Origin of the sequence: Streptomyces sp. R302 (assembly GCF_012927245.1) — a bacterium.
Taxonomy (GTDB): Bacteria; Actinomycetota; Actinomycetes; order Streptomycetales; family Streptomycetaceae; genus Streptomyces.
In genome coordinates, this window is record NZ_JABBGE010000004.1 from 115,174 (window position 1) to 139,135 (window position 23,962).

Genomic DNA, 23,962 nt, shown 5'->3' on the forward strand with positions numbered 1-23,962 from the left:
CCCCGTCCGTCACCCGCCCCCGAACTCCCGGGCGTCCGCCCAAAGACGCTCGAAATGATTGACGACCATGTTCACCATGCCGGGTTCCCCCGTCACGAACGCACCCTTGCCGATGTCCGAGGGCACCACCGGAACGAGCACGGTCCGGCCGTCGTACACCACCATCGGCCCCTCGGAGGAGGGCAGCACCCGCACCCGCGCGCCCGCACCGGCCAGCCGGCGCAACTGCGCGACGACCGCGGGGGCGTCGAGCGCGGACCGCCACACCAGGAGCCGTACGGTGACACCGCGCTCCAGCATCCCCAGGCACAGCCGCACCGTCACCCACGGGGGCCCGAGCCCGGTCTCCTCGCAGAGCCCGCCCGCGAGGACCTCGGAGCGGGCGCCCAGGGCGAGCTCCTCCACCCGGGCGCGCAGCGCGGCGGCATCGGTGATCCGCTCCACCGTCCTGCCGTCCTCCGCCGGCGCGTCGACCTCTTCGCTCCGCCTCCCCGCGGCGGCCTCGTCCTGCAGGGAGCGCACCATCGGATACACCTGAGCGAGCCCCCGCGTAATGGTGTGCAACTCGGTCAACAGCCGCTCCGCCAACCGCCCCACCACCAGCTCCGGCTTCTCCGGCCACAGCGCGCCGTCGTCCTCGACGACGGCCCCGAGGTCCTTGAGCCGCCGCACGACGTCGGCACCGGCCCCGCGCGGCTGCCAGCGCGCGGCCACGACGTCCTCGACACTGCTGCCGGGATGTCTCAACAGATGCCGATACGTCTCCTCCTCCGCCGGCGTGACTCCCAGGAACTGCATGCGGTCCATCGGTGGCGCTCCACAGTCGGTCGGTGACGAGTATGGAGAAGCGGTGGTCCGGGCGCGGCGCACGCACCCGGACCACCGGACAGGCCCTCGCGGCCCGGGTTCAGTCGTCCGGGGTCTCCTGCCAGCCGTTGACCGGCCCGCACACGGCCGGGGCGCCGAGACACCGGTCCTCCGCCAGGACGACGCCGCCGCCGGCCCCCGCCGTCGCCGACACGGTCAGCACCGCCGCCGCGATCCCCAGGGCGGCCCTGCCGATGACGGTACGCATCATGGTTCTTCCCCTCCTCGACGCGCGGGCGCCGAATCCTCGGAAGTGCCCGGGACGAGATCCCCGACCACGTCGGAAGCATCCCAGCGATCCCCCTTCCCCCACAGGCCCCCGGTTGGCACGCTCCTGCCTCGGCACCGTGCACGATCCTGCCAACCACCCGGCACGCTAGATGTCCCTGAAGATCTCGATCTGCGCGCCGATCGAGTTGAGGCGTTCCGCCAGGTCCTCGTAGCCGCGGTTGATGACGTAGACGTTGCGGAGGACCGAGGTGCCTTCGGCGGCCATCATGGCGAGGAGGACGACGACGGCGGGGCGGAGGGCGGGCGGGCACATCATCTCGGCGGCGCGCCAGCGGGTGGGGCCCTCGACCAGGACGCGGTGGGGGTCGAGGAGCTGGAGGCGGCCGCCGAGGCGGTTGAGGTCGGTGAGGTAGATGGCGCGGTTGTCGTAGACCCAGTCGTGGATGAGGGTCTGGCCCTGGGCGGTGGCCGCGATCGCCGCGAAGAAGGGGACGTTGTCGATGTTGAGCCCCGGGAAGGGCATCGGGTGGATCTTGTCGATCGGCGCCTCCAGCTTGGAGGGGCGGACCGTCAGGTCGACCAGGCGGGTGCGGCCGTTGTCGGCGGGGTACTCGGCGGAGCGGTCGTGGTCGAGGCCCATCTCCTCCAGGACCGCGAGCTCGATCTCCAGGAACTCGATCGGGACCCGGCGGATCGTCAGCTCGGACTCGGTGACGACGGCCGCGGCGAGGAGGCTCATCGCCTCGACCGGGTCCTCGGAGGGGGAGTAGTCGACGTCGACGTCGATCTCCGGGACGCCGTGCACGGTGAGGGTGGTGGTGCCGACGCCGTCGACGCGGACGCCGAGGGCCTCCAGGAAGAAGCACAGGTCCTGGACCATGTAGTTGGAGGAGGCGTTGCGGATGACGGTGACGCCGTCGTGGCGGGCGGCGGCCAGGAGCGCGTTCTCGGTGACGGTGTCGCCGCGCTCGGTCAGGACGATCGGGCGGTCGGGGGAGACGGCCTGCTCGACCTGGGCGTGGTAGAGGCCCTCGGTGGCGGTGATGTCCAGGCCGAAGCGGCGCAGCGCGATCATGTGCGGCTCGATCGTGCGCGTACCGAGGTCGCAGCCGCCGGCGTACGGCAGCTTGAAGCGGTCCAGGCGGTGCAGCAGCGGGCCGAGGAACATGATGATGGAGCGGGTGCGGATGGCGGCCTCGGCGTCGATGGACTCCATGTCCAGCTCGGCCGGCGGCGCGATCTCCAGGTCCACGCCGTCGTTGATCCAGCGGGTGCGGACGCCGATGGAGTTGAGGACTTCGAGGAGGCGGAAGACCTCCTCGATCCGCGCCACCCGGCGCAGTACCGTGCGGCCCTTGTTGAGGAGGGTGGCGCAGAGCAGCGCGACGCAGGCGTTCTTGCTGGTCTTGACGTCGATGGAGCCGGAGAGCCGGCGGCGGCCGACGACGCGCAGGTGCATGGGGCCGGCGTAGCCCAGGGACACGATCTCGCTGTCGAGCGCCTCGCCGATGCGGGCGATCATCTCAAGGCTGATGTTCTGGTTGCCGCGTTCGATCCGGTTGACGGCGCTCTGACTGGTGGCCAGGGCCTCGGCGAGCTGCGTCTGGGTCCAGCCGCGGTGCTGCCGTGCGTCACGGATGAGCTTGCCGATGCGTACGAGGTAGTCGTCTGCCATGCCGTCACGTTATCTCAGATATGAGATGTGGCGATCATTGAGGTGTGGCATCCGGGTGACGTGTCGTTACGTATGGGGATATATGACCGATTTGGGTCAGCTGGGATGGCCGAGAGCGGTGGGGTGTCGCGGCTCGTAGAGCGGCAGCTCGGCGCCGCTGGGGAGCCGTACCGCCGCGAGCCGCCCCCACTGCTCGTCGGTGACGGCGCGTGAGATCTCCACGCCCTTGTCGTCGAGCTCCGCGAGCGTGCCGGCGAGGTCCTCGCACATCAGGTAGACCTCGGGCCCGGTCCCGCCCTCCTCGGCGGGGTGGACCGCGATCTCGGCGGGCGGCAGCCGGAAGATCAGCCACCCCCGTCCCGCGTCCACGTGCGGGAAGCCGAGGACGTCCCTGATGAAGGCCCGGTCGGCCTCCGCGTCTCGGCTGTAGAGGGTGATGTGCGCGCCGCTGAACATGTGCCGATCGTCGGCGCGGCCGGGGGGCGCGGCAAGGCGTGCGCGTCCGGACGGGTGGGGCGGCCTCGTCCCGGCGTCGAGCGCCACGCGAGATCGGGGGTGGTCCGGGCATGACCGATGGCCGGGGATGCACTAGAGTTATCTCGACATCGAGATAACTGCTGACGGCGCACTGCGGCCGCCTCCCCGGTAAGGGTTACCTAACTTAGCCTTACCTTAGCGGATCGGCGAGATGCCGTGGCGGCAGCATGACGGTAGTACGCGCACATTGATGAAGGAGACTGTCGTGTCGGCGAACAGCTTCGACGCCCGCAGCACGCTGCGCGTGGGCGACGAGTCGTACGAGATCTTCAAGCTGGACAAGGTCGAGGGCTCCGCGCGCCTCCCTTACAGCCTGAAGGTCCTCCTGGAGAACCTGCTCCGCACCGAGGACGGCGCGAACATCACCGCCGACCACATCCGGGCCCTCGGCAGCTGGGACTCGCAGGCCCAGCCGAGCCAGGAGATCCAGTTCACGCCGGCGCGCGTGATCATGCAGGACTTCACCGGTGTCCCCTGTGTCGTCGACCTCGCCACCATGCGCGAGGCCGTCGCCGCGCTCGGCGGCGACCCGGCGAAGATCAACCCGCTCTCCCCGGCCGAGATGGTCATCGACCACTCCGTCATCGCCGACAAGTTCGGCACCAACGACGCCTTCGCGCAGAACGTCGAGCTGGAGTACGGCCGCAACAAGGAGCGCTACCAGTTCCTGCGCTGGGGCCAGACCGCCTTCGACGACTTCAAGGTCGTCCCCCCGGGCACCGGCATCGTCCACCAGGTGAACATCGAGCACCTGGCCCGCACCGTCATGGTCCGCAACGGCCAGGCGTACCCCGACACCCTCGTCGGCACCGACTCCCACACCACCATGGTCAACGGCCTCGGTGTGCTCGGCTGGGGCGTCGGCGGCATCGAGGCCGAGGCCGCCATGCTCGGCCAGCCGGTCTCCATGCTCATCCCGCGCGTCGTCGGCTTCAAGCTGACCGGCGAGCTGCCCACCGGCACCACCGCCACCGACCTGGTGCTCACCATCACCGAGATGCTGCGCAAGCACGGCGTCGTCGGCAAGTTCGTCGAGTTCTACGGTGAGGGCGTCGCCGCCACCTCCCTCGCGAACCGCGCCACCATCGGCAACATGTCGCCCGAGTTCGGCTCCACCGCCGCGGTCTTCCCGATCGACGACGAGACCCTGAACTACCTCAAGCTCACCGGCCGCTCCGAGCAGCAGGTCGCGCTCGTCGAGGCGTACGCCAAGGAGCAGGGCCTCTGGCTCGACCCGGCCGCCGAGCCCGACTTCTCCGAGAAGCTGGAGCTCGACCTCTCCACGGTCGTCCCGTCGATCGCCGGCCCGAAGCGCCCGCAGGACCGCATCGTCCTCGCGAACGCCGCCGAGCAGTTCGCCCAGGACGTGCGCAACTACGTCGCCACCGCCGACGAGGCCGGCGAGGAGTCCTTCCCGGCCTCCGACGCCCCGGCCGTCTCGGGCAGCGTCCCGTCGAACCCGGTCGAGGTGACCGCCCCCGACGGCACCACCTACACGATCGACCACGGTGCGGTGACGGTCGCGGCCATCACCTCCTGCACCAACACGTCGAACCCGTACGTCATGGTCGCCGCCGCGCTCGTCGCGAAGAAGGCCGTGGAGAAGGGCCTGACCCGCAAGCCGTGGGTCAAGACCACCCTCGCCCCGGGCTCGAAGGTCGTCACCGACTACTTCGACAAGGCGGGCCTCACCCCGTACCTCGACAAGGTCGGCTTCAACCTCGTCGGCTACGGCTGCACCACCTGCATCGGCAACTCCGGCCCGCTGCCGGAGGAGGTCTCCAAGGCCGTCAACGAGCACGACCTGGCCGTGACCTCGGTCCTCTCGGGCAACCGCAACTTCGAGGGCCGCATCAACCCCGACGTCAAGATGAACTACCTGGCCTCCCCGCCGCTGGTCGTCGCGTACGCCATCGCGGGCTCCATGAAGGTGGACATCACCAAGGACGCGCTCGGTGTCGACACCGAGGGCAACCCGGTCTTCCTCAAGGACATCTGGCCGTCGGAGTCCGAGGTCAACGACGTCGTCGCCAACGCGATCGGCGAGGACATGTTCGCCAAGTCCTACCAGGACGTCTTCGCCGGCGACGCCCAGTGGCAGGCGCTGTCGATCCCGACCGGCAACACCTTCGAGTGGGACGCCGAGTCGACCTACGTCCGCAAGCCCCCGTACTTCGAGGGCATGACGATGGAGACCACCCCGGTCACCGACATCACGGGCGCCCGCGTGCTCGCGAAGCTCGGCGACTCGGTCACCACCGACCACATCTCCCCGGCCGGTGCCATCAAGGCCGACACCCCGGCCGGCAAGTACCTCACCGAGCACGGTGTGGAGCGTCGTGACTTCAACTCCTACGGCTCGCGCCGAGGCAACCACGAGGTCATGATCCGCGGCACCTTCGCCAACATCCGCCTGCGCAACCAGATCGCGCCGGGCACCGAGGGCGGCTTCACCCGCGACTTCACCCAGGCGGACGGCCCGGTGTCGTTCATCTACGACGCCTCGCAGAACTACCAGGCCGCCGGCGTCCCGCTGGTCATCCTGGGCGGCAAGGAGTACGGCTCCGGCTCGTCCCGCGACTGGGCCGCCAAGGGCACCGCGCTCCTCGGCGTCAAGGCCGTCATCACCGAGTCGTACGAGCGCATCCACCGCTCGAACCTCATCGGCATGGGCGTCCTCCCGCTCCAGTTCCCGGCCGGCCAGTCGGCCGACTCGCTGGGCCTGACCGGCGAGGAGACCTTCTCCATCGCCGGCATCACCGAGCTGAACGAGGGCACCACCCCCAGCACGGTGAAGGTCACCACCGACACCGGTGTCGAGTTCGACGCGGTCGTCCGCATCGACACCCCCGGCGAGGCGGACTACTACCGCAACGGCGGCATCATGCAGTACGTGCTGCGCAACCTGATCCGCGGCTAGAGCCCGGACAGTCTCGCGCAAAGCGCCCCGTCAGGTTCCGGCGGATTCCAGGGATCGTCGCAACACGTGATCACTGACGTGTGGTGGCGAGCAGTTTGTGCAGGCGCTCGGCTGGGGTTTCCCAGCCGAGCGTTTTGCGTGCTGCCAGGGGCTGGCGGGGTCGCAGAAGTAGACCGGCACGTCGGCCGCGGCCGTGAACTCGTGGTGGCGGCCCATCTCGCTGCCTTGATCCCAGGTCAAGGACCGCTTGAGGTGACGGGGCAGGCGGCTGACGGTCTCGACCAGGGCGTCGCGGACACGGTCGGTGGCACGGCCGTCAGGCAGGTGGACCAGCATGAGGTAGCGGGTGCTCCGCTCGACGAGGGTGCCGATGGCGGAGGCGTTGTCCTTGCTGATGATCAGGTCGCCCTCCCAGTGGCCTGGGACGGCCCGGTCGGCGGCTTCGGCCGGACGTTCGCTGTTCATGACCATGGGGTGTGCGTAGCGCGGCCGGCGTTGCTGGGCCTGGCGTCGGGGCTTGCGTATGGCTCGCCCGGTGCGAAGCGCGCGTGCGAGCTCGCGGCGGAGTTCTCCACGGCCCTGGACGTAGAGGGCCTGGTAGATCGTCTCGTGGACCACGTGCATCTCCGGCCGGTCGGGGAAGGCGGTCCGCAGAGCCTGGCAGATCTGCTCGGGGCTCCACCGCTTGGTCAGGTGGTCCTGGATGAAGTCCCGCAGCTCGGGATTCTGGCCGATCTTGCCGGGCTTGGGGCGGGGTCGACGCTGGTCTGCTCGGCGCTGGGCCGCGAAGGGGCGGTAGGTCCAGTCGGTCCCGCGCCAGAGAGCGCCGTTGCGGCGTGTCTCGCGGCTGATGGTGGAGGGGCTGCGGCCGAGTTCTGCGGCGATCTGACGGACGGACGCCTTCTCGCGCAACCGGTCGGCGATGTGGATGCGGTCCGCTTCACGCAGGTAGCGCGACGGACCGGACGGGGGCGCCGCCGGCCGCACGGCGGGCGGTGCCCCCTTCTTGTTCCCGGTCGGATTGGTTCCGTGGCGCCATCGCTTGCCGGTTCGACGGTTGATGCCGAGGATCCGGCAGGCCTCGGTGTTGCTCACGCCCTGACGCATGAGCAGGAAGTATGCCTCCCGCTCACGCGTCAGTTTCTTCGAGCCCTGCGGCTTCCGGCTCTCCCGGATCTTGAATTCCATCGCACCCCTTGAGCTGGGGTGTTGCGACGACCACGAGAACCTAGGTCCGGCCTGGCGGGGCGTTTTCCGTCTCATGCCGAAAGGGCCCTCGCGATGCCGGTGGAGGCGACCCTCGTGTATGCGGCGCAGGAAGGTATGGATTCCGCAGCGATCTTGGTGGATCGTGGCATGAACACCCCCGAGTACGGGCTCGGGACGGCCGGGAACTCATCCATTCCGCACCCTTTCCTGAACCGGTCGACCGATATCGGGGGCAGCACGGCAGAGCGACGGAGGAGCACACGCAATGGCACAGCGAGAGAAGCCGCGTCTCACGATCGTCGGAAGCGGGGGACAGGCTTATCGGGAGTATTCCTTCCAATCCCTTGTCGCGGACTACGAGTTGACGGCAGTTCTCCCGGCGGAACCCACCTGGCAGGCTCCGTACCTGACCGATTACCGCGTCGTCGATTGCACCGATCCCGAGGCGATAGCCGCCGCGGTGACCGAACTCACCCCGGCCGGCGGCAGCACGGGCGTCTTCACCTGGGACGAGCTGGTGCTGGAGGCGACCGCCCGGGCCGCCGAGGCGCTGGGGCTGCCGCACACCTCGGTGGCCGCGGTGACACGTTGCCGCGACAAGTACGCGACCAGGTCGCTCATGCGGGAGGCCGGGCTGCCGTCGCCGAGGTACCGGCTGACCTCCTCGGCCGACGAAGCGGCCGCCACCGCGGCGGAGTTCGGCTTTCCGGTGGTGGTGAAGCCGCGCTCGCTGGCCGGCAGCATCGGTGTGGTGAAGGCCGAGGACGAGAGCGCCGTGCGCGCGGCGTTCGAGCTGGCCTCGGGGGCCGCGTACGCGACGCTGCCGGCCGGTGAGGGCATCCTGGTGGAGGAGTTCCTCGACGGTCCCGAGATCAGCGTGGACAGCGTGGTCTTCGAGGGGAACGTACGGTGCGTCCACGTCGCCCGGAAGCGCGTGGGGTTCCCGCCGTACTTCGAAGAGGTGGGACACCTGGTCACGGCGGACGTGACGGGGTCCCTGCCCCCGGAGGTCGCCGAGCTCGTCGAAAGCGCGCACCGCACCCTGGAGGTGGACTTCGGCGTCACGCACGCCGAGGTCAGGCTGACCGCCGACGGCCCCCGGCTGATCGAGCTGAACGCCCGGCTCGGAGGTGACCTGATCCCCCTGATCAGCCGCATGGCCACCGGGATCGACCTGGTGAAGGCCGCCGCCGAGATCGCCCTCGGCCGCTCTCCCGAGCTGGGCGCGGAAGGCCGGGAGCCGGGCGGCACGGCGGAGATCCGCTTCGTCTACCCGCCGTACGACTGCACGGTCCGCGAGGTCGACCTCGGCAATGTCGAGGGCCTGCCCGGGGTCGCGTACACGACCGCGCTCGCCGGGCCGGGAACGCGGCTGCTCCTGCCGCCGAAGAACCCCATTCCGCGGCTCGCGGCCCTGGTGGCGGTCGCCGCCGACGAGGCCGCGACCACGCACATCCTCGATCTCGCCGAGGAGAAGGTCATCACGGACATCACCCCGCTGACGCCCTGAGGCACCCGACGGGCCGGGGCGCCGGACGACAGGTCGCGCGCCCTCGGCCCCGGCCGTGACGAGCGCCTGAAGGTCCGGGGGGGGGGGGGGGGGGGGGGGGGGGGGGGGGGGGGGGGGGGGGGGGGGATCGTGCTCAGCGAGTGAGGGTGCGTCCCGTCAGGGCCGAGACCGTGCGGGTCGGGTCCTCTGCGGCGGCGGCGAGGACGGACTGGAAGCGGCGGGCGAAGTCCTCGGCGGCCTCGCGGTCGACCGCGCCGAGGGCGTGGACGACCTCGCAGCGGTACATGCCGGGGGAGCGCATGACCTCGAACAGCAGCTCGATCTGGGCCACCGTGGGGTAGCTCAGCACGTTCTCGACCCGGATGCCGTCCAGCTGCCAGCCGTTGTCGACGTCGCTGGACGCGTACGTGAACCCGGTCTGGTAGACCGGGTGGCGCAGGTCGCCGTACTCGAGGCCCAGGGCGTCCAGGATCTGCAGCATCGGGACGTGGCGGCGGGCGTGGGCGGCGGCGGCCATGCGCTTGACGCCGTCCAGCAGGGTGGCGAACGACTCCTCGGGGCGCACCTCGTAGCGCATGAAGGTGGCGGTCTGGAAGAAGCCGACGGCGTCGAAGTGCTCCTCCTCGCTGCGGGTATCAGTGGGCACGAACATGGTGGTGTCGGCGGTGCCCGTCCAGTCCCACAGCACGGCGTAGTAGACGGCGAGCATCACGGCGAACGGGGTGGCCCGGTGCGCGGCGGCGGTGCGGTCCAGCGCGGCCGTGGTGGCGGCGGGCAGGGTGAAGTGCACCACGCCGGCGGTGAAGGCGTCGGGGTCCTGCCGGAGGGAGACGTCCGGCAGCGGGCGCGGGGACAGCGGAGTGAGGCGCCGGGTCCAGTAGTCGAGATCCTCCGCCGACACCTCGTCGCGCGGGGGGACCTCGTGGAGCTGCGGCGCCGGGGCCGGCTCCGCGTCGGGGTCGGCGTAGGACGCCCGCAGGTCCCTGATGAGGATCCCCTTGGACCGCTCGTCGATCACGATGTGGTCCAACACCAGGAAGAGCTCGTGCTCGTCCTCGGCCACACGCACCAGGGTGCACTGGAAGACCGGGCCGTGGTCCAGCGACAGGGAGGTGCCCTGGAGCCGTACGGCCAGGGCGTCGACCGGGCTCTCGTCGGCCGCGCCCGCCGGGAGGCTGTCCTGGTCGACCGTCCGGAAGAGGTCGGGGTGGGGGTCGGCGTGCACGATCTGCACGGCCCGGCCGCCGTGGAGCGCGAAGGTGCTGCGCAGCACCGCGTGACGGACGGCGAGGCGGCGCAGCGCGCGCTCCAGCCGGTCGGTGTCCAGCGGGCCGGTCAGCCGCAGCCGGGTCAGCACGTTGAACATGCCGTCCGCGGCCGACCGGCGCGGGTGGATCACGAGGCGGTGCTGTGAGGCGTTGGCGGCGAAGACCCGCGCGGTGGAGAGGGCGGGTGGCTGCTGCTCGGTCACGGGAAGTGCCTTTCCAGGTCCAGTGGTTCAGTGGCCGGGGGCGTGGGCCGCGCGCAGGGCCTGGACGTCCACCTCGCCCTTGTGGGTGCGGGGGAGCGGGGAGTCCAGCCGCACGATCTGGGTGGGGACGAGGGTGCGGGGCAGCAGGTCGGCCGCGTGGCGGCGGACCGCGGCGGCCGTGAGCCCAGCGTCCGCGACCACGTACGCGAGGGTGCCGACGGTGTCCGGGCCGCGTGTCAGCGCCGTCACGTGCGCCTCGCGGATGTCCGGGTGCCGGAGCAACTCGTGTTCGATCTCGCCCAGTTCGGCGCGTACGCCGTTGATTTGGATCTGCCGGTCGAGTCGGCCCAGGTGGAACAGCCGTCCGTCGGGGTCGAGCCGGGCCAGGTCGCCGGTGCGGTAGAGGCGCTCGCCGTACGGGTCGGTGACGAACCGTTCCGCCGTACGCTCCGGCTGGTGGAGGTAGCCGTCGGCCAGGCCGAGCCCGCCGATCAGCAGCTCGCCCGTCCCGCCCGGGGCCACGGGCAGCAGGGAGTCGTCCGCCACCCGGACGTGCGTGCCGTCGACCGGGGTGCCGATCGGCACCTCGCCGGTGTGCTCGGAGCCGTTGCACAGGAAGGTGGTCGAGTCGATGCAGGTCTCGGTCGGCCCGTACTGGTTGAAGAGCCGGGTCCACGGGTACGCCGTCAGCCACGCGTCGCGGACGGCGGGGCTCATCGCGGCGCCACCGCAGAACACGTACCGCAGCTGGGCGGCCTGGGCGGCGGACAGGCGCCCGGTGACGAGGCCGAGCATCCGCGGCACGAAGTGCACCGCGGTGATGGCGTCGCGCGCCAGGCAGGCCGCCAGCGCGTCCGGGTCGCCCGCCTCCCTGGGGTCGCCGACGACGACGGTCGCGCCGAAGGCGAGCGGCGCGAGCATCTCCCAGACGGAGAAGTCGAAGCCCACGTTGGCGTGCCAGAGCACCCGGTCGCCGCGGCCGAGCGGGTACACGCGCTGACCCCAGCGGAACCGGGTGACCAGCGCGCGATGCGGGACGACCACGCCCTTGGGCCTCCCGGTGGTCCCCGAGGTGTGCATCACGTAGACGGTGTCGCCGCCGCCGGGGCCGGGCCGCAGGGCCGGGACGGGCCCGGTCCAGCGGTCCGCGTCGGCGGGCGTGACGACGGGCAGCCCGGCCGGTCCGGGCCCGGCGGAGTCGGAGTCGGTGATCAGCAGGGCCGGCCGGCTGTGCGTCAGCAGCTCTCCGACGCGCGCCGCTGGCAGCCGCGGGTCGCTGGGCTGGTAGGCGGCGCCGACGCTGATGATTCCCAGGGCCGCGGCGATGTGGGCGGCCGAACGCTCCATGAGCACGGCCACCCGGTCGCCGGCACCGACCCCCCGCGCGGTCAGCAGCGCCGCCCACCGCTCGGCGTCCCGCTTCAACCGACCCGCCGTCAGCAGCCGCCCGCCGTCGATGACGGCGACGTCCCGCGGCGCGGCGTCCAGACCGGCGAGGAGCAGGGCGCCGGTACTCGTCGCACGGCTTCCGAGGGCAGCGGGACCGACCGCGTCACCGGTAAGCACGGCGCTGTAGTTCGAAGAGGCGGGCGTAGTCGTCACCATGGGCGAGCAGTTCCTGGTGGGGGCCGAACTCGTGCACCTTGCCGTGCTTGAGGAAGACGACGAGGTCGGCGTGGTTCAACGTGGACAGCCGGTGCGTCACGATCACCGCGACGGCGCCGGTGGATCGGGTGAGCGTGCGCGCCGCCAGCAGGTAGCGGTCGAGCAGCTCCTGCTCGGCGGCGGCGTCGATCGCCGAGGTGGGCTCGTCGAAGAGCAGCAGCAACGGGGTCTCCCGCATCGCCGAGCGGGCCAGCGCGGTCTTCTGCCACTGGCCGCCGGAGAGCTTGGCGCCGTCCGGGAAGGAGGACCCCAGCGGAGTGTCCAGGCCCAGCGGCAGGCGTTCCGCCAGGTCACCGGCGGCGGCCTTGTCCAGCGCCCCGATCAGCGCGTCGGGATCCTCCGCACGGGACAGGTCGCCGACGCCGACCACGTCGCGCAGGGTGAACTCCAGGCGGGCGAAGTCCTGGAAGGCGGCGGTGACACGCTCCCGCCAGGCCTCCGGAGCCACGGCCGTCAGATCGACGTCATCGGCCAGGAGCTCGCCGGAGGTCGGCCGGTAGAACCCGGCGAGCAGCTTGACCAGCGTGGACTTGCCCGCCCCGTTCTCGCCGACGAGCGCGACCACGCTGCCGGCGGGCAGCCGCAGGTCCACCGCGTCCAGCACGGGGGCGCCGGACGTCCCCGGGTAGCGGAAGGTGACGCCGCGCAGCGCGATGCCGTCGGTGAGCCGCTCCGGCGGCCGCACCCCGGTGTCGGCGATCCGCTCGGCCTCGCTGAAGCGCTCCAGCCAGTCGTACAGCGCGCCCGCCCGGGCCATCCGCAGCAGTGCCTTGGTGAACCGCACCAGCAAGTCGATCTGCAGGTTCATCCCGGTGATCAGGAGCAGGGCCAGCACCACCTGTCCGACGCTCGCCGTGCCGTCCCGGTACGCGGCCACCACGAGCAGCAGCGCGGTCAGGTAGCCCGCGCTGAACACCGCCCAGCCGAGCGTCGTCAGCCACAGTCCGCGCCAGTTCGCCGCGGCGAGCGTGGCCCGGGCCCGCTCGGTGCTGTCGGCGTGCCGTGCCTCGATGGTCGCGGCGAGACCGAAGACCCGCAGCTCCATCGCGGCGTCGGGGGAGCTGGCCAGCTGGAACAGGTCGCGGGTGCGGCGCAGGTCGGCCGCCGCCTCGGTCAGCGCGGTCTGGCGCAGCCGTTCGGCGTGCCGTCCGGCGGCGAGCGAGAGCAGCGTCGCCAGCGGCAGGAGCAGCAGCCACGGGCTGATCAGGGCCAGCAGCACCACGGTGGCGAGGGTCCGGACCAGGACCCCGATCTCCAGGCCGACCACGTCCGCGCCCTCAGCCAGGTGCTGGCGTTCCTGGCGCAGGTGCTCCAGCCGGTCCAGATAGGCGGGGTTCTCGTAGTGGCCCAGCCCCGGGATCCGGTTCGCCAGTGCCTGCATGCCCAGGTCCGCGTGGTGGGCGGTGTTCTCGATCATCAGCGCGCTGACGTTGAGTGACAGCCGCATGACCAGCACCGTCAGCCCCATGGTCAGGGCGCTGGCGAGGGCGTATCCCCAGGCGGAGGAGGTGTCGCCGCGGCCGGCGGCGTCCACCAGCAGGCCCAGCCAGACCACGGCCAGGACCTGGCCGAGCGGGCGCAGGCCGAACATGAGCAGGGTGGCGACGGAGCGGCGGCGGTCGGCGACGAAGGAGAGCCGGAGCACGGTGCGCAGGCCGCGCATGTCGGACAGTTCGTCCCGGGTCCCGGCGGTGCCCGGCAGTGGCTCAGTCGACATCGAACCGCTTCGCCTGCAGGGTGAACATCTGGGCGTAGACCCCTTCCTGACGCATGAGTTCGTCGTGACTGCCGTCCTCGGTGATCCGGCCGCCGTCCAGGGTGATGATCCGGTCCGCGTGCCGCACGGTCGCGAAGCGGTGCGAGATCAGCAGGGTCATGGAGGCGCCGCTGCGCTCCATCACCTCGTCGTGGAACCGGGCCTCGGCGCGGGCGTCCAGGGCCGACGTGGGCTCGTCGAGCACCAGACAGGGCGCACCGGCGCGTACCGCGTGCAGGGCGCGGGCGACCGCGACCCGCTGCCACTGGCCGCCGGACAGGTCGTCCCCGTCCGGGTAGCGGCGGGAGAGCACGGTGTCGAAGCCGTGCGGCAGCCGTCGCGCCAGGGTCTCGGCACCGGCCGCGCGGGCCGACTCCTCGATCTGCTCGCGGTCGGCCGGCTGCTGCGGGGCGCCGAAGGCGATGTTCTCCGCGAAGGAGACCGGGTAGCGGTTGAAGTGCTGGAACACCACGGCGAAGTGCCGCTGCCAGGCGGCGGGTTCGAGGGTGGCGAGGTCGCGCCCGCCGACCGTGATCCGTCCTTCGGTGGGGCGCTGCAGGCCGCACAGCAGCTTGACCAGGGTGGTCTTGCCGGCGCCGTTGAACCCGACCACCGCGAGCGTCTCACCCGGGCGGATCTCCAGGTCGAGCCCGCGCAGCGCCCAACGGGAACTGCCGGGATAGCGGAAGCCGACGTTCTCGAAGACGATCGGCGGCAGCGGAGCGGCCACGCGCTCGCCGCCGGCGGCGGGGGCGTGCCCGTCCAGTTCGGCGATCACCGACAGGGCGGCCGGGATGGCGAGCGCGCCCTCACGGAGATAGACCAGGTCCATGGTGAGCGCGATCACCGAGACCAGGCCGGACGCGGCGGTGGTGAAGGCGATGAACCCGCCGAACCCGAGGGATCCGTCGGCGGCGGCCGTGGTGAGCCGGTAGAAGAGCACGGTGTGCGCGGCGACCACGGCGGCGCAGGCGGCGAGGATCCGCAGGACGGCCGGGCTGAGCCGGGCTCCGGCGACTCCGGGCCGCCAGGCGGAGGCGAACTGCCGCTCCAGCCATTCGGCCAGGCCGAAGACGCGGATCTCCTTGGCCGCCTCACCCGTCAGCGCGAGGTCGCGGATGTAGCCGGACCGGCGCAGCCGCTCCGACTCGGTGTAGACGGCGCCCTGTTGGTCGCGGTACTCGGCGGCGAGCGCGAGAGTGAGGACGAAGTACGCCAGCGTGACCAGTGCCCCGAGCAGCGGGTCGAACCAGAGCAGGACGATGCCGCAGGCCAGGGCCTGAAGGCGCGTCACCGAGAGGTTCGCCAGAGCGGTGACGGCGACGTGCACCTCGACCTGGTTGGTGCCGATGCCTCGGGCCACCGCGACCCGGTCCAGCAACTCCCGGTCCTCCAGCGGCGCGACGGTGGCCGGCCGCAGCATCGCTGCCATCATCCTCTGGCGCAGGGAGTCGCCGATCCGCCGGCCCAGGTCCTCAGCCATGATGTTGATCACAAGGGCGGTGAGCTGCAGGCAGAAGAACATGGCGGCCAGCGCGACCGCCGTAACGGCAACGGCCTGCCCGATCCCGACGCCCCGGTCCTCCTGCCGGATCAGTCCGACCAGGTGGCCGTTGGCTATCGCGATCAGGATCGGCAGGGCCCCGCTCGTGGCGACGGCCGCGGCCAGGATGACGGTGCGTCGGGCATCGGTACCGATCGCGGCCCGCAGCAGGGCCAGGACGGGCGAGGTCCGGGCGCCTCGCTCAGTGCTTCGCATTACCTGCCTTCAGCAGTAGCGGGATGGGCGCCACCGGTCCTCGGGGAAACGGCAACGGGCGGGTCCAATTTCTCGTCAGGCACGAGTTCTATCAGCGTCGCCGGGAAGCGGTCAACGATTGTCAGGAGGCCCCGAGTGGGTCCTGGCCGGAAGGGGAAGGCGGAGGACCAAGAAGATCTTGACCGCCGAAACCAAGGTGACTTAGCCTCAGGTTGCTGCTGGTCCGGCACCTTCCCTAGGTGATACAGCTGGAGCGCCGGGGGTCGCGAGGGCCTTTTATGTCACCTTCGGCGGGCCGTCGCCTTGCGAATACAAAAGCACCCCCGGTGATTTCCGGCCATGCCACACATTCATTGTCCAGGAATGCCCTGCTTCCCATTGGAATTCTGTGAGCGCGATGAAACCCGATGGTCCGGCGGTACCGATTGCCGTGATCGGCGCCTCCTGCCGGCTGCCCGGCGGCATCGAGAGCCTCGACGCCCTCTGGCGCGCCTTGCGCGAGGGTGTGGACGCCGTGACCGACCTGCCGGACGCCCCCTGGCAGCGGGAGACCGCGGCCCTGCTCGGAAACGATCACGGACAGCCGTCCCGGCCGGTGCGCGGGGCCTTCCTCGGTGATGTCTACGGGTTCGACGCCGGCTTCTTCGGAATATCCCCCAAGGAAGCGGCGAGCATGGATCCGCAGCAGCGCATCCTGCTGGAGATCTGCTGGCGGGCTCTGGAGCACGCCAACCTCGCGGCCGACGCGCTCGCCCGCAGCGCGACCGGCGTCTTCATCGGCAGCGGCGGCGACGACTACGCCCAACTCGCCACCGCACCCGGGCGGTTCGACCAGCTCGACGCCTATTCCCTGCTCGGCGTCAACCGCGCCATGGCGGCCGGCCGGATCGCCTACCTGCTGCGCTCCCACGGCCCCGCCCTCACGCTGGACACCACCTGTTCGTCCTCGCTGGTCGCCGTCCACATGGCCGCGCAGTCGCTGCGTGCGGGCGAGAGCGAGGTGGCCCTCGCGGCAGGCAGCCACCTGGTCCGTACGCCGTGGAACATCGTCACCCGCGGCCTCACCAACGCCCTGTCACCCACCGGGGTGTGCCGCGCCTTCGACGCCGAGGCCGACGGCTTCGTGCTCGGCGAGGGCGCCGGCGCCGTCGTGCTCAAGCGCCTTGAGGACGCGCAGCGCGACGGCGACCCGATCCTCGGCGTGCTGCGCGGCTCGGCGGTCAACCACGACGGGCCGAGCAGCGGGCTCACCGCCCCCAACGGCCGGGCCCAGCAGGCGGTCATCCGCAGCGCCCTGCGGACGGGAGGGCTCGCCCCGGCCGAAGTCGGCTACGTGGAGACGCACGGCACCGGGACCTCGCTGGGAGACCCGATCGAGGCCGAGGCCCTCACGGCGGTCTACGGCGAGGGCCGGCCGGCCGACCGGCCGTTGGTGATCGGCTCGGTGAAGACCAACTTCGGCCACCTGGAGGCCGCCGCCGGCATCCTCTCGCTGCTCAAGGCCCTGCTCGTGGTGGAGCGCGGGGAGATCCCCGCGACGCTGCACCACCGCACACCCAACCCGCACATCGACTGGGAGCGGAGCAGTCTGCGGGTGCAGACCACGCACGGCCGCTGGGCGGCCGGACCCGGCCCGCGCGCCGCCGGTGTGAGCGCCTTCGGGCTGAGCGGCACCAACTGCCACGTGGTGGTCACCGAACCCCCGGTACGACCGGAGGCCGCACCGGTGCCACCGGGACCCGGCCTGGTGCTGCTCTCGGCGAAGGACGAAGAGGCGCTGCGCACGACGGCGCTGGAGTGCGCGCGGGCGTGGCAGGAGACGGAGGCGCCGCTCGACGAGGTGAGCGCCGCCCTGGCCGTGGGCCGGTCGGCCTTCCGCACCCGGCTCGCGTTCGTCGCACCCGACGCCGGCGCCGCCCGCGAGCTGTTGCTCCGGTACGGGAAAACCGGAGCGGCCCCCGGCGTGCGCGCCGGCGAGCTGGGCGCGCGCCCGCCGCAGGGCCCGGTGGTGCTGCTCCTGCCCGACGGCGGCCCCACGGGCGTGCCCACGCGGACCTACCGCGAGGTCGAGGTGTTCCGGCAGGCCGTCGACGCGGTGGCCGAGGCGGCGGGCGTCGAACCCGAGGCCGTCCTCGGCGGCGAGCCGAGCGACCTGGCGGCCTTCGCGAGCCGGTACGCGGTCGGCCGGATGTGGCGGGCCTGGGGCCTGATGCCCGACGTGCTGATCGCCGAGCCCGGCACGGTCCACGTGGCGCGCTGTCTGGCAGGCGAACTCTCCTTGGCCGAAGCCGTGTCGGCGGTGGCGGGAGACGCGGTCACGGGAGACGCGGGCGCGCGCGGTCCGGTGGGGCAGTCCGCTCCCACCGCTGCCGACATCGTGATCGCCCGGAGCGGCGACGGCCCGCACCCGGTCCTGAGCGAGGCCGTGGCACTCGCGGCACGGACCCCTTGCGTCCTGCTGCAGGCCGGCGGCGAAGCCGGACTGGCCGGGCGCGTCCTCGCGTCGGCCGCTCCGGGAACGGCGGTGGCGACGGCACTGACCGGCGTCGAGGACAGCTCGCGGGCCGGTGTGCTGGCCGGGCTCGGCGAACTCTTCGTACACGGGTGGGCCGTCGAGTGGCGGCGCGTGCTGCCCGGGGCGCGCTCGGCCAGGCTCCCCGGACACCCGTTCCGGCGCAACCGGCTGTGGCTGTCCGGTGTCCCGGACCCGCAGCTCGTACCCGGTACAGCACACGCGGACGATCAACCTGACGAAGAATGGGATGGCGGCATGGCCGACGTTGGAGCGTTCCTGCGCGGTGAACTCGCGCACATGCTGGGCATGGCCGAAGCGGAGGTGTCCGAGCGGGCGCCGCTGCTGGAGCTCGGCGCGGACTCACTGGTCTTCGCACGGATCGTCCAGCGGGTCGCGGACCGGTTCGACGTCGCGCTGACGGTGCGTGAGCTCTTCGAGGAGCTGCTGACCATCGAAGAGATATCCCGCCATGTCGCGGGGGCACTCGGTGGGTCGGCGGCGGGCGCGCCGGCATCCGAGAGCGTGCCGTCCCCGACTGCCGTGCCGTCCCCGGCTCCGGTCCTCACCCCCGCGCCGGTCGCCGCGTCCCCGGCCGCCGCCCCGGCTCCTGCTCCCGTTCGTTCCTCGGTCGCCACCCCCGCCCCGGCTCCGGTCGCCACCCCCGCCCCGTCTCCGGTCCCCGCCCCCGCGCCCGTCGCCGCGCCCCCGGCGGCGCCCGATCCTGTCGACGAAGCCCTTGAGGCACTGCAGGCGCAGGTCCGGACGCTGACCGCCGAGCTCACCGAGCTGCGTGCCCGATCCGCCTCGGCCACGACGCCCGTTCCCGGACCGCGTGCCGAGGCGCCCGCGGCCGCGGCGCCCGCCCTCTCGCCGGCCGCCCGCCGTGAGGCGTACCTCGCCGACGTCATCACCCGCTACGAGGCCCGCACCGCCGCCTCCCGCGCGTACGCGCTGAGCAACCAGGACCGTCTGGCCAACAACCGGCGCTTCGCCCCGGCGACCCGCCCGGAGGTACGCGCGATCCGCTACCCGCTGTGCGGCGACCGGTCGGCCGGCTCCCGCTTCTGGGACGCCGACGGGCACGCGTACATCGACCTCTCCATGGGCTTCGGCGCCCACCTGCTCGGTCACAGCCCCGAGCCGGTCGTCACGGCGCTGGCCGAGCAGATGCGCCACGGCATGCAACTGGGCAGCGCCAGCCGGCTGGCCGGCGAGGTGGCCGGGCTGGTCGGCGAGTTGACCGGCGCCGAGCGGATGCTGTTCTGCGCCTCCGGCACCGAGGCCGTGATGACCGCGATCCGCCTGGCCCGCGCCGCCACCGGCCGGTCCAAGGTCGTGTTGTTCGCCAAGGCCTACCACGGTCACTCCGACGGGACCCTGGTCTCGCCCCGCCTCGACGACCCGGCCCGTGGCGCCGACCCGATGGTCACCGGCATCCCCCAGGCGATGGTGGACGACGTCATCGTGCTGCCGCTGGACCGGGAGAGCTCGCTGACCACCATCGCCGAGCTGGCCGGGGAGCTCGCCGCCGTCGTGGTCGAGCCGGTGCAGAACGGCAACCCGGGCCTGCACCCGGTGGACTTCCTGCGCCGACTGCGCGCCCTCACACACGACGAGGGCATCGCGCTGGTCTTCGACGAGGTCCTCACCGGCTTCCGGGTCGGTGCCGGCGGCTGCCAGGAGCTGTTCGGCATCCAGGCGGACCTGGTGACCTACGGCAAGACGCTCGCGGCCGGCCTGCCGATGGCCGCCGTCGCGGGTCGCCGCGAGTTCCTCGACCGGGTCGACGGCGGGTCCTGGGTGGGCGAGTGGAGGATCCCGGGCGACACCCCGCTCACCTTCACCGCCGGCACGTACGCCAACCACCCGCTCGCCCTGGCGGCCTCCCGCGCGGTCCTCGGGCACGTGCGGGAGAACGGACCGCTGCTGTACAAGGAGCTCAACGAGCGCTCCGACGCGATGATCGAGCGGCTGAACACGGGCTTCGCCGAGCTGGGCGTGCCGCTCGGTGCCGCCAACACGGGCTCCTTCTTCCGGTTCGCGCAGAACGCCAACTTCAGCTTCGTCCACCAGCCGGTGGAGATGGACCTGTTCCGCGCCAACCTGGCGCTGCGCGGCGTGTACGTCGCCGAGACCGGAGCCTCCTTCCTGTCCACGGCACACACCGACGAGGACGTCGACCAGGTGGTGCGCGCGGCCCTGGACGCGGCCACCGAGATGAAGGAGGCCGGCCTGTGGCAGCGTGCCGACGGATCGTCCGCTCCGGCGCCGGCGCTCCGTGAGCCCGCGGCCGCGCCCCGGCGCCCGGTGCCGGCGTCGACGCCGGCCGCCCCGGTGCTGACGGTGCGCGAACCCGTACGTCCGCAGGCCCCGGCCGTCCCGGCCGCGCGTCGCGTCCCGCAGCTGAGCCTGTCCTACTTCGGCGACAGCGACATGATCGACATCGACGCGCACTACCGGCTGCTGATGGACGGCGCCGACTTCGCCGACCAGCACGGTTTTGACGCGATCTGGCTGCCCGAGCGGCACTTCCACGCCTTCGGCGGCCTGTCGCCCAACCCCGCCGTGCTCGCCGCGACGCTCGCCCAGCGCACCAGCCGGGTCAAGCTGCGCGCGGGCAGCGTGGTGGGTCCGCTGCACCACCCGGCGAGGATCGCCGAGGAGTGGGCCGTCGTGGACCGGCTCTCCCGAGGGCGGGTCGGCATCGCCGTCGCCTCCGGCTGGAACGACCGCGACTTCGTCCTGGCGCCCGGCTCCTTCGCCGATCGCCGCGACGTCACCATGAAGCGGATCGACCAGGTCCGCCGGCTGTGGCGCGGCGAGGAACTGGAGTTCCCCGCGGGCGAGGGAAGCCACAGGATCCTCACGTATCCGCGTCCCGTCCAGCCTGAACTCCCGATGTGGCTCACCACGCTGGGCAGTGCCGAGGCGTTCGCCGCGGCCGGTGGGGCGGGCCTGGGCGTGCTGACCAACCTGCTCACCCAGGACATCGCCGAGCTCAAGACCAAGATCGCCGCCTACCGGGAGGCCCGGGCCCGGGCCGGCCACGACGAGGGCCGGATCACGGTCCTCGTGCACACCCTGGTCGGTGACGACGAGGAGAAGGTGCGGGCCGAGGCCGCCGACCCGCTGGCGCACTACCTGGCCGCGGCGCTCGACCTGACCAACCGGATGTCGCCCGCCGAAAGGCGGATCGACCCGGACCGGCTGGCCGCGTCCGACCGCGAGTTCCTGATCCGCTCGGCCCAGGACAAGTACCTGCGTCACCGCTCGCTGATCGGAGGCATCGACGGCTGCCGGGCGACCGTGGACGAGCTCGCCGACGCCGGGGTGGACGAGATCGCCTGCTTCGTGGACTTCGGCGTGCGGCCGGAGCTGGCGCGCGAGGGATTCGAGGCGCTCGACCGGCTGCGCCGGACGCTGGCCGACACCCCCGCCCGCGACGCCGCGGCCGCCGCCCCGGCGGTCGCCCTCAGCGGGCCCGAGCGCCCGGCCGCCGCACCGCGGAGCGTGCCGCCGCAGGCTGCCCCGCAGCAGAGCGTCCCGCCGCAGCCCGTCGCGCTGCCCAGCACCCCCAACCAGCGTCTGGTCTGGGCCGCCGCGCAGTTCAGCGCCGAGACCAACAGCGCGTACAACCTGCGCCGACTGCTCAGCCTGAGCGGCGAGCTGGACACCCGGGCGGTGCGCGCCGCGTTTCGGGCGCTGGTGGACCGGCACGAGGCGCTGCGGGTGGCCTTCAGCGACGACGGCGCCGCCCAGACCGTACGGACGGACGTGGACGCCGACCTCGATCTGGTCGACCTGTCCGGCCTGGACGAGGCCGCGCGCGACCGGGAGCTCACGGCGCTGCTGGAGGAGGAGGCCGCCCGCCCGTTCGACCTCTCCCGTGGACCGCTGCTGCGCGGCACGCTCCTCACCATGGGGCCGCGCGAGCACCTGCTCTGCCTGACCGCGCACCACGTGGCCGTCGACGGCGGCGCGGAGAACGTGCTGCTGGACGAACTCGGCCGGCTCTACGCCCACGAGCTCGGCGTCGGCGAGCCGCTCGCCCCGGCACCTCGCCTCGCCGACTACCTGCTCGGGCCCGACGGCCGGTCCGCCACCGAGGCCGACCTGGCGTACTGGCGCGGCGTCCTCGATCCGCTGCCCGAGCCGCTCGCCCTGCCCGGCCGGGACCGCACCGCCGCCAAGCGGGTGACCGGGCACGCCGGTGCCCGGCTGAACGTCGACTTCGACCAGGACCTGCTGCGCCGGGTGCAGAAGTTCGGCTCCCGGCACGGCGCCAGCCCGTTCATGGTGGTGCTGGCCGCCTACACGGCCTTGCTGCACGAGATGGCCGGCCAGGACGACGTGGTGGTCGGCGTGCCCACCGCGCGCCGCCCCGCCGAGGGCCCGGGCAAGGACCTCGTCGCCTACTGCGCCAACGTACTGCCCCTCCGTTCGCTCCGCGACCCGGCGGAGGACTTCCCCGCCCACCTGCGCCGGATCCGCGGCGTCCTGCTCGACGCCTTCGACCACGAGGCCTGCACGCTGGCCGAGATCATGCGCGAGCTGCCGAAGCCCGCGACCTGGGGCCAGCCGGCGATGCTCTCGGCGGTGTTCAGCTGGGACAAGCCGCATCTGCCGGAGCTCCCCGGGCTCACGGTGCGGCACCTGGAGAGCGGAGCCCCCGCGGTCCGGTTCGACCTGGGGCTGAACATCACGCACTTCGACACCGGCCACCGCATCTCCTGGGACTACAACACCGAGGCGGTCAGTGAGGACGAGGTCCGGGCACTGAACGAACGGTTCGACGTGCTGCTGCGCGCCGCGGTGGGCGCGCCCGCTGCCGAGGCCGAGCGCGCCACGGACCTGGTGGCCCGGCACGCCGAGCGGCAGCCGGAGGCCGTGCCGGTGTACGGCGAGGCGGCTCCGCTGACGCTCGCCATGGCGGTCGGGCGCGCCCGGCGGCTGGCGGCACGCCTCGTCGAGGCCGGGGTCCGCGCCGGCGATCCGGTCGGGCTCGCGGTGGAACCGGGATCCGCGCTGCTCGTGGGAGTGCTCGGCATCCTGTGGTCCGGCGGCTGCTGGGCCCCGCTGGGCACCGACGGCGACGCGACGGCCGGACGGCCGGCCGTGGCCGTCACCGACTGGGGCCGGAGGCAGGGTCCCGACGGCGTCACCTTGGTGGAGGTCCACGCCTGGGACGCCGGGCCGGTGCCCGAGCTGCCCGTGCTCGACGCTCAGGCCGTGGCACTGCGACCGGGGCCCGACGCGACGGTGACGCACCGTCGGCTCGCGGGCGCGGTGGCCGCGTCGGTCGCCGCGGCGACTGCCTCGCACGGCGGCGAAGCCGAGGACGGACAGCTGCTCCCGCGCGACCTGGCGGACGTGTCGGACTGGGCGACCCTGCTCGCCGCGGCGGCCGGCGGCCGCGCCGTGCGCTGGGACGAAGCCGTTCCGCCGGAGCGGGAGAGCGCCCCCGCGCACCCGTCGCCGGCCCCGCGTAGCGAGGAGCCGGCCCCGTCGGCCGACGAGTCGACCCCGCGCTCCGGCACGTCGGAGCGGGCCGGCGCCGCCCCCACCACGGGGGACGCCGGCATCGTCCCGGAGCTGGTCGAGATCTGGTCCCAGGTCCTGGGCCGGAGCGGACTCACGGCCGCGTCGGACTTCTTCGAGGAGGGCGGCGACTCCATCTCGGCGGTCCAGATCCTGGCGAAGATCCGCACCCGGTTCGGGGTCGACCTCCCCGTGGACGTCTTCTTCGACGCGCCCACCGTCGGTGACCTGGCCGGCTCGGTGCGGCCCCACTGACCACGGGCGGGCCACCCGCCGCCACCGCACGTCCCGCCGAACAGCACGTAGGAG

General features: G+C 72.4%; 11 protein-coding genes and 1 pseudogene. 3 read left to right on the forward strand and 9 right to left on the reverse strand.

Going from position 1 to position 23,962, the window contains the following annotated elements:
* Positions 1–9: 9 nt before the first annotated feature.
* The 4 genes from HHL19_RS13605 to HHL19_RS13620 form a co-directional block, all read right to left on the reverse strand.
* Entirely contained in the window at positions 10–807 is a 798-nt protein-coding gene (locus tag HHL19_RS13605; RefSeq protein ID WP_169089164.1) for a helix-turn-helix transcriptional regulator, read from the reverse strand.
* Positions 808–907: 100 nt separating this feature from the next.
* The gene (locus tag HHL19_RS13610; RefSeq protein ID WP_169089166.1) at positions 908–1,078 is read right to left on the reverse strand and encodes a hypothetical protein; all 171 of its coding nucleotides are present in this window, start codon (positions 1,076–1,078) and stop codon (positions 908–910) included.
* A 165-nt stretch (positions 1,079–1,243) separates the two neighbouring features.
* Positions 1,244–2,773, reverse strand: coding sequence for a UDP-N-acetylglucosamine 1-carboxyvinyltransferase (locus HHL19_RS13615; protein WP_169089168.1), 1,530 nt, complete (start codon positions 2,771–2,773; stop codon positions 1,244–1,246).
* A gap of 96 nt (positions 2,774–2,869) precedes the next feature.
* The gene (locus HHL19_RS13620; RefSeq protein WP_169089170.1) at positions 2,870–3,229 is read right to left on the reverse strand and encodes a VOC family protein; all 360 of its coding nucleotides are present in this window, start codon (positions 3,227–3,229) and stop codon (positions 2,870–2,872) included.
* 286 nt (positions 3,230–3,515) lie between these two features.
* Here HHL19_RS13620 and acnA point away from each other — a divergent pair, with 286 nt between their 5' ends.
* Positions 3,516–6,230, forward strand: coding sequence for an aconitate hydratase AcnA (gene acnA, locus HHL19_RS13625; protein WP_169089172.1), 2,715 nt, complete (start codon positions 3,516–3,518; stop codon positions 6,228–6,230).
* A 70-nt stretch (positions 6,231–6,300) separates the two neighbouring features.
* Here acnA and HHL19_RS13630 read toward each other — a convergent pair.
* Positions 6,301–7,418, reverse strand: a pseudogene (locus tag HHL19_RS13630) (IS30 family transposase).
* A 382-nt stretch (positions 7,419–7,800) separates the two neighbouring features.
* Between HHL19_RS13630 and HHL19_RS13635 the strand changes: the two are divergent.
* The gene (locus HHL19_RS13635) at positions 7,801–8,949 is read left to right on the forward strand and encodes an ATP-grasp domain-containing protein (protein WP_240981595.1); all 1,149 of its coding nucleotides are present in this window, start codon (positions 7,801–7,803) and stop codon (positions 8,947–8,949) included.
* A 133-nt stretch (positions 8,950–9,082) separates the two neighbouring features.
* On the opposite strand, the gene HHL19_RS13640 is transcribed toward HHL19_RS13635, so the two are convergent.
* From HHL19_RS13640 to HHL19_RS13655, 4 genes are read right to left on the reverse strand one after another with little or no spacing between them, the layout of a single operon-like run.
* The gene (locus HHL19_RS13640; RefSeq protein WP_169089176.1) at positions 9,083–10,420 is read right to left on the reverse strand and encodes a condensation domain-containing protein; all 1,338 of its coding nucleotides are present in this window, start codon (positions 10,418–10,420) and stop codon (positions 9,083–9,085) included.
* A 27-nt stretch (positions 10,421–10,447) separates the two neighbouring features.
* Entirely contained in the window at positions 10,448–11,986 is a 1,539-nt protein-coding gene (locus tag HHL19_RS13645; protein WP_169089178.1) for an amino acid adenylation domain-containing protein, read from the reverse strand.
* Positions 11,973–13,802: an ABC transporter ATP-binding protein gene (locus HHL19_RS13650; RefSeq protein WP_169089180.1), complete on the reverse strand. Its 1,830-nt coding sequence runs from the start codon at positions 13,800–13,802 to the stop codon at positions 11,973–11,975. Before HHL19_RS13650 ends, HHL19_RS13645 begins: the two co-directional genes overlap by 14 nt.
* Positions 13,792–15,600 (reverse strand): ABC transporter ATP-binding protein, encoded by a 1,809-nt coding sequence (locus HHL19_RS13655; RefSeq protein WP_169089182.1) that lies wholly within the window; start codon positions 15,598–15,600, stop codon positions 13,792–13,794. The genes HHL19_RS13650 and HHL19_RS13655 overlap by 11 nt, the downstream gene beginning before the upstream one ends.
* Before the next feature lie 397 nt (positions 15,601–15,997).
* Between HHL19_RS13655 and HHL19_RS13660 the strand changes: the two genes are divergently transcribed.
* On the forward strand, positions 15,998–23,908 hold the full coding sequence (locus HHL19_RS13660; protein WP_169089184.1) for a MupA/Atu3671 family FMN-dependent luciferase-like monooxygenase: 7,911 nt from the start codon (positions 15,998–16,000) through the stop codon (positions 23,906–23,908).
* The last annotated feature ends 54 nt before the right edge of the window (positions 23,909–23,962 follow it).